The sequence below is a fragment of the Aminobacter sp. HY435 genome, from assembly GCF_027568395.1.
In the GTDB taxonomy this organism is placed as follows: Bacteria; Pseudomonadota; Alphaproteobacteria; order Rhizobiales; family Rhizobiaceae; genus Aminobacter.
Genome location: NZ_JANKZL010000005.1, coordinates 397,405 through 411,259, shown reverse-complemented (window position 1 = coordinate 411,259; position 13,855 = coordinate 397,405). Strand labels below are relative to the sequence as shown.

At 61.6% G+C, this 13,855-nt stretch carries 14 protein-coding genes, 1 tRNA gene and 1 riboswitch; of the genes, 7 read left to right on the top strand and 8 right to left on the bottom strand.

The window, feature by feature from the left end; genetic code table 11:
* Positions 1-57: 57 nt before the first annotated feature.
* Together PCJ21_RS09220 and PCJ21_RS09215 are read right to left on the bottom strand one after the other, a co-directional pair.
* Positions 58-714: a response regulator gene (locus tag PCJ21_RS09220; protein WP_442865989.1), complete on the bottom strand. Its 657-nt coding sequence runs from the start codon at positions 712-714 to the stop codon at positions 58-60.
* 156 nt (positions 715-870) lie between these two features.
* Positions 871-1,308, bottom strand: coding sequence for a hypothetical protein (locus PCJ21_RS09215; RefSeq protein ID WP_442865986.1), 438 nt, complete (start codon positions 1,306-1,308; stop codon positions 871-873).
* A 112-nt stretch (positions 1,309-1,420) separates the two neighbouring features.
* Between PCJ21_RS09215 and PCJ21_RS09210 the strand changes: the two genes are divergently transcribed.
* Together PCJ21_RS09210 and PCJ21_RS09205 are read left to right on the top strand one after the other, a co-directional pair.
* Positions 1,421-1,771, top strand: coding sequence for a DUF952 domain-containing protein (locus PCJ21_RS09210; RefSeq protein WP_269931086.1), 351 nt, complete (start codon positions 1,421-1,423; stop codon positions 1,769-1,771).
* Positions 1,768-2,844: a quinone-dependent dihydroorotate dehydrogenase gene (locus PCJ21_RS09205; RefSeq protein ID WP_269931085.1), complete on the top strand. Its 1,077-nt coding sequence runs from the start codon at positions 1,768-1,770 to the stop codon at positions 2,842-2,844. The genes PCJ21_RS09210 and PCJ21_RS09205 overlap by 4 nt, the downstream gene beginning before the upstream one ends.
* Here PCJ21_RS09205 and PCJ21_RS09200 read toward each other — a convergent pair.
* The 4 genes from PCJ21_RS09200 to PCJ21_RS09185 form a co-directional block, all read right to left on the bottom strand.
* Complete coding sequence (locus PCJ21_RS09200) at positions 2,820-4,100, bottom strand: MATE family efflux transporter (protein WP_269931126.1); 1,281 nt, start codon at positions 4,098-4,100, stop codon at positions 2,820-2,822. The two genes, PCJ21_RS09205 and PCJ21_RS09200, sit on opposite strands and share 25 nt — an antisense overlap.
* A gap of 364 nt (positions 4,101-4,464) precedes the next feature.
* Positions 4,465-4,728: a DUF6460 domain-containing protein gene (locus tag PCJ21_RS09195; RefSeq protein ID WP_269931084.1), complete on the bottom strand. Its 264-nt coding sequence runs from the start codon at positions 4,726-4,728 to the stop codon at positions 4,465-4,467.
* Between the two features lie 54 nt (positions 4,729-4,782).
* Positions 4,783-5,556, bottom strand: coding sequence for a glycosyltransferase family 25 protein (locus PCJ21_RS09190; protein WP_269931083.1), 774 nt, complete (start codon positions 5,554-5,556; stop codon positions 4,783-4,785).
* Positions 5,557-5,692: 136 nt separating this feature from the next.
* A complete protein-coding gene (locus PCJ21_RS09185) occupies positions 5,693-6,661 on the bottom strand; it encodes a UDP-glucuronic acid decarboxylase family protein (RefSeq protein WP_269931082.1) in 969 nt (322 codons plus the stop codon).
* A 130-nt stretch (positions 6,662-6,791) separates the two neighbouring features.
* Here PCJ21_RS09185 and PCJ21_RS09180 point away from each other — a divergent pair, with 130 nt between their 5' ends.
* The 4 genes from PCJ21_RS09180 (at position 6,792) to PCJ21_RS09165 (ending at position 10,194) form a co-directional block, all read left to right on the top strand.
* Complete coding sequence (locus PCJ21_RS09180) at positions 6,792-8,087, top strand: glycosyltransferase family 2 protein (RefSeq protein ID WP_269931081.1); 1,296 nt, start codon at positions 6,792-6,794, stop codon at positions 8,085-8,087.
* Positions 8,084-9,214, top strand: a complete 1,131-nt coding sequence (locus tag PCJ21_RS09175) for a glycosyltransferase family A protein (RefSeq protein WP_269931080.1) — start codon at positions 8,084-8,086, stop codon at positions 9,212-9,214. The genes PCJ21_RS09180 and PCJ21_RS09175 overlap by 4 nt, the downstream gene beginning before the upstream one ends.
* Before the next feature lie 60 nt (positions 9,215-9,274).
* Positions 9,275-9,348, top strand: a tRNA-Gly gene (locus PCJ21_RS09170).
* Positions 9,349-9,510: 162 nt separating this feature from the next.
* Positions 9,511-10,194: an FkbM family methyltransferase gene (locus PCJ21_RS09165; RefSeq protein ID WP_269931079.1), complete on the top strand. Its 684-nt coding sequence runs from the start codon at positions 9,511-9,513 to the stop codon at positions 10,192-10,194.
* Between the two features lie 71 nt (positions 10,195-10,265).
* On the opposite strand, the gene PCJ21_RS09160 is transcribed toward PCJ21_RS09165, so the two are convergent.
* On the bottom strand, positions 10,266-11,045 hold the full coding sequence (locus tag PCJ21_RS09160) for an ABC transporter substrate-binding protein (RefSeq protein ID WP_269931078.1): 780 nt from the start codon (positions 11,043-11,045) through the stop codon (positions 10,266-10,268).
* A 103-nt stretch (positions 11,046-11,148) separates the two neighbouring features.
* Complete coding sequence (locus PCJ21_RS09155) at positions 11,149-12,237, bottom strand: 2'-deoxycytidine 5'-triphosphate deaminase (RefSeq protein WP_269931077.1); 1,089 nt, start codon at positions 12,235-12,237, stop codon at positions 11,149-11,151.
* Positions 12,238-12,372: 135 nt separating this feature from the next.
* Positions 12,373-12,450: riboswitch (SAM riboswitch) on the top strand.
* A gap of 44 nt (positions 12,451-12,494) precedes the next feature.
* Here PCJ21_RS09155 and PCJ21_RS09150 point away from each other — a divergent pair.
* Positions 12,495-13,688 carry an O-succinylhomoserine sulfhydrylase gene (locus PCJ21_RS09150; protein WP_269931076.1) on the top strand — a complete coding sequence of 398 codons (1,194 nt, stop codon included), beginning with the start codon at positions 12,495-12,497 and terminating at the stop codon, positions 13,686-13,688.
* Positions 13,689-13,855 lie beyond the last annotated feature (167 nt).

Below are 13,855 nucleotides of genomic sequence, written 5' to 3'. Positions count from 1 at the left end.
CACTGAGTTGGCGTATCGTGCTTTCCGAAAATCAGGTCCGATTTTCGGGCCGATGCGCTAGGTCGCCGGACGCGGCTCGCCGCCGATCTTCGAAAGCAGAATGACCGCCTGGGTGCGGCTGTCGACGCCGAGTTTCTGCAGGATGGCCGAGACATGGGCCTTGATCGTCGCCTCAGACACGCCGAGTTCGTAGGCGATCTGCTTGTTGAGCAGTCCCTCGGCCAGCATGCCAAGTACCCGCGTCTGTTGCGGTGTCAGCGATTGCAAACGCTTGATGAGGTCGGATATTTCCGGGTCGCGCTCGACGCCAAGGTCGATGTCGCCGGGGGCCGAGATTTCGCCCGACAGCACGGCTTCGATGGCGCGGCGGATGTCATCCATGCTGGCCGACTTCGAGATGAAGCCCGATGCGCCCAGTTCGAGCGCGCGCCGGATGGTCTCCGGGTCGTCATGGGCGGAAATGATGACCACCGGCACGGTGGCATGGACGCCACGCAACGAGATCAGGCCAGACAGGCCGCTTGCGCCCGGCATCGACAGGTCGAGCAGGACGATGTCGAGGTCGTCATGTGCGCCGACGATCGCCTTGACGCTTTCAAAGTCGCCGGCCTCGAGCACGCTCGACACATCGGCCAAACCGGCGATGGCCTGCTTGAGAGCTCCGCGGAAAAGCGGATGGTCGTCCGCGATGACGAACTTGTGGCCTGGCAATATGTCCCTCCCGATGATCCCGACCGTTCTGGGCGCCTCGGATCGTCGGGCGCGATTATGCGGCCCGGTGCCGGCATTTCAAGCAGCTAAAGACGAATTGGCCACCATCGGGGTCGGTCATGCTCAATTTTTCGGGCGCGAAGGGGCCAATTGACGGGCTCAGGTCTTGTTCGGCGCGGGCTCCGGCTGGTTTGCCTTGTCTTCCTTCTCGAAGTCCTTGACGATGCCCATGAAGCTGCGGAAGAAGCGCTCCATGTAGCCCATCGTCTTTTCGAACTCCTCCTCGGTCGGCAGCGTCGATTCCAGCTTCTGCGAAATCGAGCCTTCCAGCTTCACGACGCGGCCCTCGATAGCCTTGATTTCTCCTTGCAGGCGACCGATCTCGTCCTGCAGCGCCGAGCGTTCGTCGGCGGCGAGCTTGCAGACCAGCTGGCCGCTGCGCTCTTCGCAAATGGACATCTCGCCGGTCTGCGTATCCATGCGCACATAACCCTTGTCGGTCTTCTCCATCTGGTAGCGTTGCGCCTCGGCGGCAGACGCCTGTGCGGCGCCGAGGCCGACAATCAGTGGAACGAACATCAAAGCAGCGCGACGCATGGTTTTCTCCATTCACGGACGGCGCAATTGTCGCGCCGCAATGGGCCCAAATTGCGGTGGGACAAGCCGCTCGACCCTTCCCCGCATGATGCTTTCAGCCTATAGCGCGGATATGACGAAAACCATCTACAAGATCTGCCCTGAGCCGATGTGGCGCGAGGCCGAGCGCACTGGCGTCTTCTTGGGCGCGCCGGTCGATCTCGCCGACGGCTTCATTCATTTCTCGAGCGCCGAACAGGTGGTCGAAACCGCCGCCAGGCACTTCGCCGGGCAGGACAATCTGCTGCTGGTCGCGATCGATGGCGACCAACTCGGCAATGCGCTCAAGTATGAGGTTTCGCGTGGCGGGGCATTGTTTCCGCATCTCTACGCACCGCTGCAAACCACCGCCGCAAAATGGGTCCGCGCCTTGCCGCTGAAGGCCGATGGCAGCCACGACTTCCCGGAGCTTGACCAGGCATGAGCATTTTCGACCGTCTGGGCCGTCAGCTGTTGTTTTCGTTCGACGCGGAAGCCGCGCACGGCCTGTCGATCAAGGCCCTGCATTGCGGCCTGCCGGTCGGTGGACGCGCCCCCCGCGACGCCCGGCTCAACGTCAAGGTTGCAGGTCTCGACTTCCCCAATCCGCTCGGCATGGCCGCCGGCTACGACAAGAATGGCGAAGTGCCAGACGCATTGCTGGGGCTCGGCTTCGGCTTCGCCGAGATCGGCACAGTCACGCCGCTGCCGCAGGCCGGCAATCCCAAGCCGCGCATCTTCCGCCTCGTCGAGGACGACGCCGTCATCAATCGGCTAGGCTTCAACAATGAGGGGCACGATGCCTGCGAGAAGCGCCTTTCGGCGCGCGCCGGCCGGCCGGGCATCGTCGGCGTCAACATCGGCGCCAACAAGGACAGCAGCAACCGCATCGCCGACTACGTGCGCGGCGTGAAGCGCTTCGCCCGCCATGCCTCTTATCTGACGGTCAACATCTCCTCGCCCAACACGCCGGGCCTGCGCAACATGCAGGCGCGCGAGCAGTTGGCCGGGCTGCTGGCCAGCGTCATGATCGCCCGCGCCGAAGCAGGCCACCCGGTGCCGATCTTCCTCAAGATCGCGCCCGACCTGCACGAGGCTGAACTTGCCGACATCGCAGCGGAGGTCATCGAGAAGGAGATCGACGGCGTCATCGTTTCCAACACCACCATCACGCGGCCGACGCTGCGCAGCCCTGCTCACACCGGCGAAACCGGCGGCCTGTCGGGCAAGCCGCTGTTTGCGCGCTCGACGGCGGTGCTGGCGCGCATGCGCAAGCTGCTTGGGCCGCAGGCCGCCATCATCGGCGTCGGTGGCGTCGACTCGACCGAGACCGCACTTGAGAAGATCCGCGCCGGCGCCGATCTCGTGCAGCTTTACACCGGCATGGTCTATGCCGGCCCCTCGCTGCCGGCAAGGATAGTGCGAGGCATGTCCGAACACGCTGCCAGCAAGGGCCTGAGGAACATCTCCGAGCTGCGCGACAGCAAGCTCGATCAGTGGGCCGCCGCCCCGCTCTGAAAAGTCGCTCGCGCCCGCGGCTTCAGCTTTGCCAGCAGGCAGAGGCCACGGGCAATCAGGAACAGGTGCAGCGCCGCCCACAGGCCGTGATTGCCGAAAACCGGCGCCAAGGTCAGCTGCGCCGCGACGAAGATGGCGAGCGACAGCAGCATCATGTTGCGCATGTCACGCGACCAGGCCGCACCGATGAACACGCCATCCATCTGGAAGGCCAGTACGCCGCTCAGCGCGGTGAACGCGGCCCACGGCAGGAACGACATCGCCACCGCCCGCACCTCCGGAGCGGCCGCAATCAGCCAGACGAGGTCCTCGCCGAACAGCCAGAGCAGCACCGTCATCGTCCCGGCCATGGCAAAGCCCCAGACGGCGCACAGGCGGATCGCCTTGCGGAACGCGGGCTCGTAGCGCGCGCCGACCGCCCTGCCCGCAAGCTGTTCGGCCGCAGTCGCGAAACCGTCGAGGAAGAAGCTCGCGACCAGGAAGAAATTCATCAGCACCGCGTTGGCGGCAAGCGTCACCGTGCCGAACTGCGCGCCCTGGCGCGTGAACAGCGCAAACGCGGCAAGCAGCGCGAATGAGCGGATCATGATGTCCCGGTTGAGACTGAACATGCTGCGGAACGCCTGCGCGTCGAGAATGCTGGCGCGGGAAATACGCGGACCCTTGGCGAAACGCCGCGCCAGCACGCTGAGCCCGACGAACGTCGCCGCGGTCTCGCCGGCGACCGCAGCCCAGGCGATGCCCTCGACAGCCCAGCCAAAGTGCAAGCCAAACAGGATCGACAAGACGATGTTGACGCCGTTGAGCGTGACCTGGAGCATCAGCCCGAAACTGCCTTCGCCGCGCCCCAGCACGTAGCCGAGGATGGCGTAGTTGATCAGCGCGAACGGGGCGCCCAGCATGCGGATGCGCACATAGGCGTCGAGCGTTGCGTTGACCCGCGGCTCGGCCGCGACAAACCACTGACCGGCTTGCGAGATAAGAGGCGCGGCAAGCGCCAGCAGGATACCGGCGACGACGGCGATGATGACGGCGCGCCAGAAGATTGCCTGCTGCTCTGCTGCGTCGTTGCGGCCAAACGATTGCGCCACAAGCGCCGTCGTACCGGCACGCAGGAAGTTGAAGCTGGTGAAGACAACGTCGAAGGCGACGGCGCCCGCGGCGAGTCCGCCCAGCAGCGCGGCATCGCCGAACTGGCCGACCACGCCTGTGCCCACGATGCCAATCAGCGGCGTGGTCAGATAGGCCAGCGTCATCGGCACGGCAATCGCCAGAACCGAACGGTTGGTGACGTCAAAGGTGGCGATGCGCTTGATGTCCGATGCCGTATTCAATGCGCTTCCCACCGTGGTCTTTTCCGTCGTCGTGGCAAATGGCCCGGTTTCGCGCTCGCGCGCAACCGTCCAGGCTGTGCGTCCAATCGAAATCTCCAGCTGGTTCAGCCCACTTCAGATCGCCCGCCACCCCGACTGCGACTCCGGCGTCGATCCGCATCGCGACGACCACCTTGGCCGGCGTTCGCTCAGCGACGACGGCTTGCGGCAGCTACTCCACCGATATGCCAGCGCTGGCGCGGCGTCGCGCAATCCTGTTCGAGACCGCCGCCGAATTCGCCTGACGCTATTTGCGGTAGCTCATCAGCCTGAGGATGATGAACGCCGGGATGACGATCGCCGCACCGAGCAGGATGTAGCCCAGGAAGCGGTCGATAGCGCGGAAGCCCATGTGCCAGATGTCGAGGAAGAAATTACGGATGCCGTAGAAGATATCGTAGGGCGACCAGCCAAAGGCGCTCATGACGATGCCGACGAGCAGCGAGATGACCAGCAGCTTGATGAAAACCCGAAGCGGGGAGTCACCGAGAAAGCGCGCAATTCCGTTCAAGGCAATCTCCTGCTGTTCTAGCCTCCCCCTGATATCGCTATTGCCATGTGCGCTTCAAGGTGTGGCATCGTTGTCGCGCGTCAGCGGCACGGGCGTCAGTGCGTAAGCGACGCGGCGAACATATTCGCCGGTGCGATACATCAGCGTGCCGAGACGGCGATAAAATGGAAACTTCATCGGCTTGTAGCCGTTCTTCGCCGTCACGATCGTGCTGGCAGCGTGGCTGAAGCTCACCACCGGCTTGTCAACGTTGAAAACGGCAAGGCCGTGTGCCCAGCCGCGCTCCATCTCGACATCGATTGGCACAACCATCGGGCGCAGGCTTTGCAAGAATTTCCGCGCCGCCTCACGCGTCACTGCGTAAGCTGCCCCGCTGCCGATAGGACCATGCAAACAGCGCCCGATCGAACGCTTCTGGTCCATCTCAAGGTATTTCATATAGCCGCTCGTCCGATGGTAGGTCAGCTTGACCATGTCCCAGCCGCGAACCCGTCCAAGATCGTTGACGAAAGCCGGGAAGTCCTGCGTGAACCGGATGTCGTCTTCGACGATCACGCCAAAGTCCTGGTCGCCCTCGGCTATCAATTCCAGCGCTTTCAAATGGCTTAGGTAGCAACCGACCTCTGTTGGCAGCGCCCGCTTGCCACACACGCGCTCGAAATGCCTCACGTCGATGATGGCTTCTTGCCGTTTTGTCAGCTTCCTGCCGTCAACGGCAGGCACTCGGGTGACCTCGATGCCGAATTCGGCTGCACTTTCAACAATCGACGCAAAACGATCGGCAGAACGGTCGAGGTTCAGGGCATAGACTGGAGCAGGCTTGAGCAACATATTTCCCGTTGTCAGCATGGCGGAATGTGGCTGACAAACATTTCCGATGTTGCGGATATTCTATTTAGCTAAAAAAGGAAACCTCCTCACTAACCCGCCAGGCGTGGATGCCCTCCAAGCCACAGTCCCTACGTCAAGCACAGTTCCGGAGCCGAGGCGTGGCTAAATCTTGGCCTTCAAAGTGCGCTATCGTAAGCCGCAGTCCCGTCCGCAATGCCGTGGTCGGCTGCCAGCCCAGTGAACGCGCCAAGGCGATATCGGGCTTCCTCTGCCTCGGATCGTCGACCGGCAAGGGCAGATAGGCAATAGCCGACTTGCTGCCTGTTGCCTGCAGCACCTCCTGGGCAAGTTCGAGCATCGAAAATTCCGTCGGATTGCCGAGATTGACCGGACCGGTCATCGAATCCGGCGTGGCCATCAGCCTGATGAGGCCGTCGACCAGGTCGTCGACATAACAAAACGACCGCGTCTGGCTTCCGTCGCCGAAGATCGAAATACCGTCGCCGCGCAGTGCCTGAACGATGAAATTCGATACCACGCGGCCGTCGTCCGGCTGCATCCGCGGCCCATAGGTATTGAAAATACGCGCCACCTTGATTCCGAGACCGTATTGCCGCCGGTAGTCGAAGAACAGCGTTTCGGCGCAGCGCTTGCCTTCGTCGTAGCAGGAGCGCGGGCCGACGGGATTGACATTGCCCCAGTAACTCTCCGGCTGCGGATGGACTGCCGGATCGCCATAGACTTCCGAGGTCGACGCCTGAAGGATCTTGGCACCCTGGCGGTTGGCGAGTTCGAGCATGTTGAGCGCGCCGAGCACGCTGGTTCGCGTCGTCTGCACCGGCTCGCGCTGGTAGTGCACGGGCGAGGCGGGGCAGGCCAGATTGTAAATCTCGTCGACCTCGACCGAGATGGGCACACAAACGTCGTGCTCCATCAACTGGAAGCCAGGATGCTGCCTGAGATGAGCTACGTTGGCCGCGCTCCCGGTATAGAAATTGTCGAGGCAAAGGACCCTGGCTCCACTGCTCAGGAGCCGCTCGCACAAATGGGAACCGACGAAACCGGCTCCCCCGGTAACAAGTACCCGCTTTTCTTCACCCATCCCGTCCTCATGCTTTCTCGTCAACAATAGTCTGATTCCGGGGCAGCGGACCTTGTATTTTATGGTTGTATCTGTCCATCATTCATTCGCCAATAGGTAGAGCCGAATGAAATGTACTGATGACGAAACGTTGAAGCACGACCTGCCCCGGCAGGACGAACAACAGGCGATCATGCAAAAGACGCCCCGCAAGGCAGCTGGCATATTGCCCGATTTCACCATTGGCGGTCGCGGCGTCGGGGACCTGAGCGGCGGGATGATTGCGCCGCCACTCGTCAGCTTCGTCGTGATCTGTTGGAACTATGCGAAATATGTTGGCGCCGCCCTCGATTCCATCCGGCGCCAGGACTATCCGCATTTCGAATGTCTGGTCATCGACAACGGCTCAACCGATGGAAGTGGCGAGGTCATTGCCAAACACGTAGCCGGTGACGCCCGCTTCACCGTCGAAACGCTGCCGCACAACCTCGGCCAACTGGGTGCGGCGCTCTGGTCCTTGGGTAAGATAAAGGGCGGCTTTGTCACATTCGTCGATGCCGACGACGTGTTGTTCGACAACTACGCGTCGACGCATGTGCAAGCGCACATGGCGTTGCCTCGAAATGTGGCGTTCACATCAAGCAATGTCGCGGAAATGGACGCCCAGGGCAACACGCTGGCTTCGGCGACGATGTATGTCGACATTTCTCGCGACAACCTGACGCCCGGCCTGCGCAAGGAACAAAGCGTGTTGAGAGTGCCGACGATAGCGCCGAACGCCTACGACATGCTTTGCGCGAATGTGGCAACGGCTCCAAGGTGGATCAAGGGATGGCTTTGGGGACCTGGTACGGCGAACATGTACCGAGCTTCCATGCTCAAACTGGCACAACGTGGCGACAGCAACGCTGCGCCTCACATGCGCTCCGCTGACGGGTACTTCAATTTCTTGTGCCACGGCTTCGCCGGAAGCGCCCTGATTGCGATGACGCTGTCAGGTTATCGACTTCATACGGCCAACTATTTCTCGACCCGCGAGAATTTTCCCTCGCTTCGATCGGGGACGAGCGCATATGACCAGAAAGCGCGCGAAGCCACTCTGACAGACATTGATTTCCTCCTGTCCAATACAGAAAAATTCTCTTGGGTCCTTGGGGAGAAATTTTGGGATGTGATAGACCAAATCACCAGGATCGAATCCAACCGCCTGCGGGATTACTATCGAAATCAGGATCTATTCAAACTGTTCCTGCAGCATGCGCCGACGCTGGGAACTCATTTTGACGAACGTGTCTTCTGCCGAGAAGTAACGGCACGCTTTTCCGGCTGGCAGGCACACCGGATCCTGCAGTCCGGCTGCAATGAAAAGCCGACGCTGCGCCACAGACTTCGACTGGCGACCAGGCTGATGCGCTACGAAATTCGACGCCTGCGCAAACGGAGATGAAAATTTCTCCAAAAATAAGCTTCGTTCTTATCAACTACAACTACGGGAAATACGTCGCGGATGCCATCCGAAGCATCGCATTCCAAGACTACGGGAATTTCGAATGTTACATATTAGACAACAATTCCTCGGATGACAGTCGAGAGATCATCAGGAACGAGCCATCCCTGGACGACCGCTTTCATCTGGTGTTCCACGGTGAAAATCTGAACCAGATGGGCGCCTTTCTCAGCGTCCTCGATGTTCTTGACGGGGATCTTGTTTCGATAGTCGACTCAGATGACGTCCTGTTCAAGGGCTATGCGTCCCATCACGCACAGCTACATTCCGCGTCCCACTTGCCGGTCGCGCTGACATCCAGCGCCGTCCTGGAAATCGACAGCGAAGGGCGCCCGATTTCTCCTGGCTTCGCGCCGTTTCTTCGGACCACGCCGCAATCGGAGCCCACAAGCCTGGATTTCACCACCGCAATTCTTGGCCAGGACGAGCAACATCTGCTCGAGAAGCAGACCACATTTATCGCACGGGCCACAACCGGCTGGCATTGGTCGCCAGGCACCGCGAACATGTACGCAACTTCAGTCCTGAGAAAGATCAGTCCGCGTTTCGACGGTCGTCCGTACGAGGCGTCCACCGACAACTACTTTGCGCCTTTTGCACACGCCCTGGGTGGATCGGCATGCATAGATATTCCTCTCTCCGCCTACAGGATCCACGGCAACAACCGCCACGGAGCAATTCCTACCTTTCCTACGCTTAGAACCACGACCGTCTCGGGCCACAACCGCTCGATTGTCAGGCGGAGAGAGATCACGCTCACACTTGTCTCGCGCGCCGACGAGTTCATGCAATCGCACGGCGACACGTTCTGGACGCTCATGGACGCCCCCGCATACCCCGATGGCCTGGGCAGGCAGGCCTACTTCACAACCCCGGCTGTCCAGCAGATTCTCGCGCTGCACTATGATCGCCTGTCTGACGCCTGCGGCCGCGCAAGGACAGAGCAAGAGCTCAGCATCCGAATGGGTCCGAAAGCCTTCAGGTCTTTCGCGGCGCAGTTGCCGGCAACCGCCGCCGCCAGGCAAAGTTCACAGTCGAACCGAGTGCTTGCACGGTTCGAACTCTAACGGTTACCCAAGCCGTTTCCCGATTGCCGAGCCGCATTCCTGATGCTAACCAAGTGCCGCGCGGGTATGATGTAATGGTAGCCTGTCAGCTTCCCAAGCTGAACGCGCGGGTTCGATTCCCGCTACCCGCTCCAGCCACGACACCCTGGAAACTGGCCAACGCCGGCGATGCGCCGCGTATTCGGCGACCATTTGCACTCAGTCCACCAGACGACCAGCCAAAGCCACTTTCGCCATTGTTTTCCTGCGCGACTGGTGGTGTTGGTGTTGTCAGCGACATTCGGGAGAGGTGCGCGTTGAGACGAAAGCTCAAGAGATGGCTGCGGGCGGCCTTCCCTCCTGCATTCATCACGCAACAGAAGGGCCACCAGAGCTACTCGCAGCTTCAGCAAGATCTTTGGGTTGTCGCCGAAACGAGCGGCAAGACCGATGGCTATTTCGTCGAGGTTGGCGCTTGCGACGGCGTCGGGCTGTCAAACACCTACCTGCTTGAACAGATGGGCTGGAGCGGCGTCCTCGCGGAGCCCAATCCCGTAATGGTTGAGCCCATCGTGACCCGGCGCCGCGCACCGCTCTGCACGCTTCCGGTCGGCGGAACGACCGGCGAAGCGGTGACCATGCTGTTCGTTCCAGACGCTCCCGAATTGTCAACGATGCAGCAGTTTGAACATGGCGACCGCCATGCGACAGCTCGAGCAGCGCACATCAAGGTCACGCAGAAAACGATCAGCTTGAACGACCTGCTGGCCCGGTATCAGGCTCCTGAAGTTATCGACTTCATCAGCATCGACACAGAAGGAAGTGAGCCCGACATTCTCGCCGGGTTCGATTTCGACCGCCACGACGTCCGCCTGTTTGCAATCGAACACAATTTCACCAAGGCGCAACGGCAGATCGACAAGCTTATGAAGGCGCGCGGCTATCAGAGGGTCCATCGGCTGTGGTCGCAGTGGGATGCCTGGTATCGCAAGCGTCCCTGACGCAAAACAGGCCGGACTTGGCAAAGTCCGGCCTGTTCTGTTTCACTTTGCAGCGGTGGCTATGAGCCGCCTCAGTCGTCGCCGTAGATGTCGAAATCGAAATACTTGGCGTTGATCTTGGCGTAGGTGCCATCCTTGACGATGGCGTCGATCGCCGCGTTCAGCTTTTCGCGCAGCGGGTCGCCCTTGCGCACGGCGATACCGGTCAGCGACTCGGTGCCTTTCAGATCGCCAACCAGCTTGCAGCAATCCTGCCCGGTGGTCTTCAGCCAGTCGACCAGCACGAACTTGTCCGAAACGACTGCATCGAGACGGCCGTTGGTCAGGTCGGCCATCGCCTCATCCTGGGTCGGGTAGAGCTTCACGTCGGCGCCGGCCTTGGCGTACTTGTCCTCGGCATAGATGCTCTGGGTCGTCGATGCCTGGGCGCCGACAGCCTTGCCCTTGAGCGCGTCCGGTTCGGGCGAGGCCAAGGTCGAATCCTTGAGCGCCACCAGGGCCAGCGGCGTGGTGTAGTACTTGTTGGTGAAATCAACCTGCTGCTTGCGCTCGTCGGTGATGGTCATCGACGCCACCAGGGCGTCGAACTTGCCACCTTGCAAGGCCGGAATGATGCCGTCCCAGTCCTGGGTGACGAACTCGCACTCGACCTTCATCTGAGCGCACAGGGCGTTGGCGATATCGATATCGAAGCCGATCAGCTTGCCGTCGGCGGTCAGGCTGTTGAAGGGCGGGTAGGCGCCTTCGGTGCCGATCTTGAGCTTGCCGCCCTCCTGCGCTCCGGCGCCCCCGGCGGCGAACATGAGCATAGCCATCGCGGCCGAGACTGCGAATTTCCTGGAAATCTGCATAGTCCTCTCCATTTGTCGGGCGCTCTTTCCGAGCGTCCCTCCCCTCAGCCAATCACAGCGCCGGGGAATGGACAAGCAGACTAAAGACTGGAGAGCGCTGACCCTAGGTCATGCGGAAGTGCTTGGACAGCTTCAGCCCCTGGGCCTGATAGTTCGAGCCGAGATCGGTGCCATAGAGCGCGCGCGGGCGCGACAGCATATGCTCGTAGACCAGCCGGCCGACGACCTGGCCATGCTCCAGGATGAACGGCACCTCATGGCTGCGCACCTCGAGGACGGCCCGGCTGCCGGTGCCGCCGGCGCTGGAATGGCCGAATCCAGGATCGAAGAAGCCGGCGTAGTGGACGCGGAATTCGCCGACCAGCGGGTCGAACGGCGTCATCTCGGCGGCAAACAGCGGCGGGACATGAACCGCTTCACGGCTGACGAGGATGTAGAACTCGTCGGGGTCGAGCACCAGTTCCTCCGCACCGTGATTGTAGATCGGCTCCCAGAAATCGACGACGTCGTGCGCGGCACGCTTGTCGACATCGACGAGGCCGGTGTGGTGCTTGCCGCGATAGCCGACGATGCTGCCGACTTCGCCGGCAAGGTCGATCGACAAGGCGATGCCGCCGCCGGAGATGTTTGGCGGATCGATCGCCACCAGACGGTCGGACAGGTGCAAGGCATGAAGCTCGGTCTCGCTCAGCAACGAATTGCCGGTGCGGAACCTGATCTGCGACAGGCGCGAGCCCTTGCGCGCGACGATCGGGAAGGTGCGCGGGCTGACTTCGAGATAGAGCGGGCCAGCATAGCCGGCGGGGATCTTGTCGAACTCCTGGCCGCGGTCGGTCATCACGCGGGTAAAGATATCGAGACGACCGGTCGAGCTCTTGGGGTTGGCCGAGGCCGAAATCTCTTGGGGCAGCGCCAGGCTCTCAAGCAGCGGCACGATGTAGACGCAGCCCGTCTCCAATACCGCACCATTGGTCAGGTCGATCTCATGCAGCTTGAGGCGGTCGAGCTTTTCCGAGACGAGAGAGTTCGGACCGGGCAGGAAGCTGGCGCGCGTGCGGTAGGCGATAGCGCCGAGCCGCAGGTCGAGGCTTGCCGGCTGGATCTGGTCGGCATCGAGCGGCGGCGCCTTGAGCGCGCCCGACGCAAACAAAGCCGCGATGTCCTGATCCGGAAGAATGCCCGACTGTCGCAATTGCCTCACTCCTCTACAGCCCCTCACCCGGCAATCGGGCCGCGAGCCGCCGTTCCCGCATGGGGGACCTTGTGCGTGGCCCAAGACGTTTAGTCGGCCGCGCGATTGACGCAAGCAGCCTACAGGTCTAAAGGACCTTTATCCCGTGGTGATTTGGCCGGTCGGCTTGCAGCCACGTTAAACAAGTCGCTAAAGGGCCGCGTTTGGACCGGTTTGCGACTTTTCGCGACCGGTTTTTTTGTATCTGGAATTGGCTCATGACCTCCTCAAAGCAGCGCAACTGGAACCCGCAGACCACGCTCATTCACGGCGGCACGCTCCGCTCGGAGTTCGGCGAGACGTCTGAATCGATCTTCCTGACCCAGGGTTATGTCTATGAAAGCGCCGAAAGCGCCGAAGCCCGCTTCAAGGGCGAGACCCCGGGCTTCATCTATTCGCGCTATGCCAACCCGACCGTCGATATGTTCGAGAAGCGCATGTGCGCGCTCGAAGGCGCCGAAGACGCCCGCGCCACGGCCTCCGGCATGGCGGCCGTCACCGCTGCGGTCCTGTGCGGCCTGAAAGCCGGCGATCACATCGTCGCCGCCCGCGCGCTGTTCGGTTCATGTCGCTGGGTGGTCGAGACGCTGGCACCGAAATACGGCATCGAGACGACGCTGGTCGACGGCAAGGTGACAGAGAACTGGCAGAAGGCCGTGCGCCCCAACACCAAGCTGTTCTTCCTCGAAAGCCCAACCAATCCGACGCTCGAAGTCGTCGACATCGCCGCCGTCGCGGCAATCGCCAACGCAGCCGGCGCACGCCTCGTCGTCGACAACGTGTTCGCCACGCCGATGCAGCAGAAGCCGCTCGAACTCGGCGCCCATGTGGTGGTCTATTCGGCGACCAAGCACATCGACGGCCAGGGCCGCTGCCTCGGCGGCGTCATCCTGTCGGACAAGAAGTGGATCGACGAGAACCTGCACGACTACTTCCGCCATACCGGCCCCAGCCTGTCGCCGTTCAATGCCTGGACGCTGCTCAAGGGCCTGGAAACCCTGCCGCTGCGCGTGCGCCAGCAGACCGAGGCGGCCGGCAAGATCGCCGACTTTCTCGCCGACCGCCCCGAAGTATCGCGCCTGATCTATCCGGGCCGCGCCGACCATCCGCAGGCCGACATCATCAAGAAGCAGATGAAGGGTGGCTCGACGCTGCTGTGCTTCGATCTCAAGGGCGGCAAGAAGGCGGCGTTTGCCTTCGAAAACGCCCTCAACATCATCCTGATCTCGAACAATCTCGGTGACTCGAAGAGCCTGATCACCCATCCGGCGACCACGACGCACAAGAGCCTCACCGACGAGGCGCGCGCCGAACTCGGCATCGACGACGGCACGCTGCGCCTGTCGGTCGGCCTCGAGGACACGGATGATCTGCTCAACGATATCGAAGACGCGCTGAAGGCGGCGCGCTGAGCGGGCGCGATGGCCGCGCCACAGGCTTCATCACAATCGGCGTGAAAACGCTGAACGGCAGTTGACCCGACGCGACAAGCGTCGGACCCTGTCCCTCGGGCGTCGCGTGATCCTACGACACGTCAACGCCTTGATTTGATGCACGATCCCATTGGCCAGACAGCGGC

What these genes read in the sequence shown, in the direction of transcription:
- PCJ21_RS09215 (WP_442865986.1), bottom strand. Translation starts at nt 1,308, where the DNA reads ATGCGTCGCGCTGCTTTGATGTTCGTTCCACTGATTGTCGGCCTCGGC.
- PCJ21_RS09210 (WP_269931086.1), top strand. Translation starts at nt 1,421, where the DNA reads ATGACGAAAACCATCTACAAGATCTGCCCTGAGCCGATGTGGCGCGAG.
- PCJ21_RS09205 (WP_269931085.1), top strand. Translation starts at nt 1,768, where the DNA reads ATGAGCATTTTCGACCGTCTGGGCCGTCAGCTGTTGTTTTCGTTCGAC.
- PCJ21_RS09200 (WP_269931126.1), bottom strand. Translation starts at nt 4,100, where the DNA reads ATGACGCTGGCCTATCTGACCACGCCGCTGATTGGCATCGTGGGCACA.
- PCJ21_RS09185 (WP_269931082.1), bottom strand. Translation starts at nt 6,661, where the DNA reads ATGGGTGAAGAAAAGCGGGTACTTGTTACCGGGGGAGCCGGTTTCGTC.
- PCJ21_RS09175 (WP_269931080.1), top strand. Translation starts at nt 8,084, where the DNA reads ATGAAAATTTCTCCAAAAATAAGCTTCGTTCTTATCAACTACAACTAC.
- PCJ21_RS09160 (WP_269931078.1), bottom strand. Translation starts at nt 11,045, where the DNA reads ATGCAGATTTCCAGGAAATTCGCAGTCTCGGCCGCGATGGCTATGCTC.
- PCJ21_RS09150 (WP_269931076.1), top strand. Translation starts at nt 12,495, where the DNA reads ATGACCTCCTCAAAGCAGCGCAACTGGAACCCGCAGACCACGCTCATT.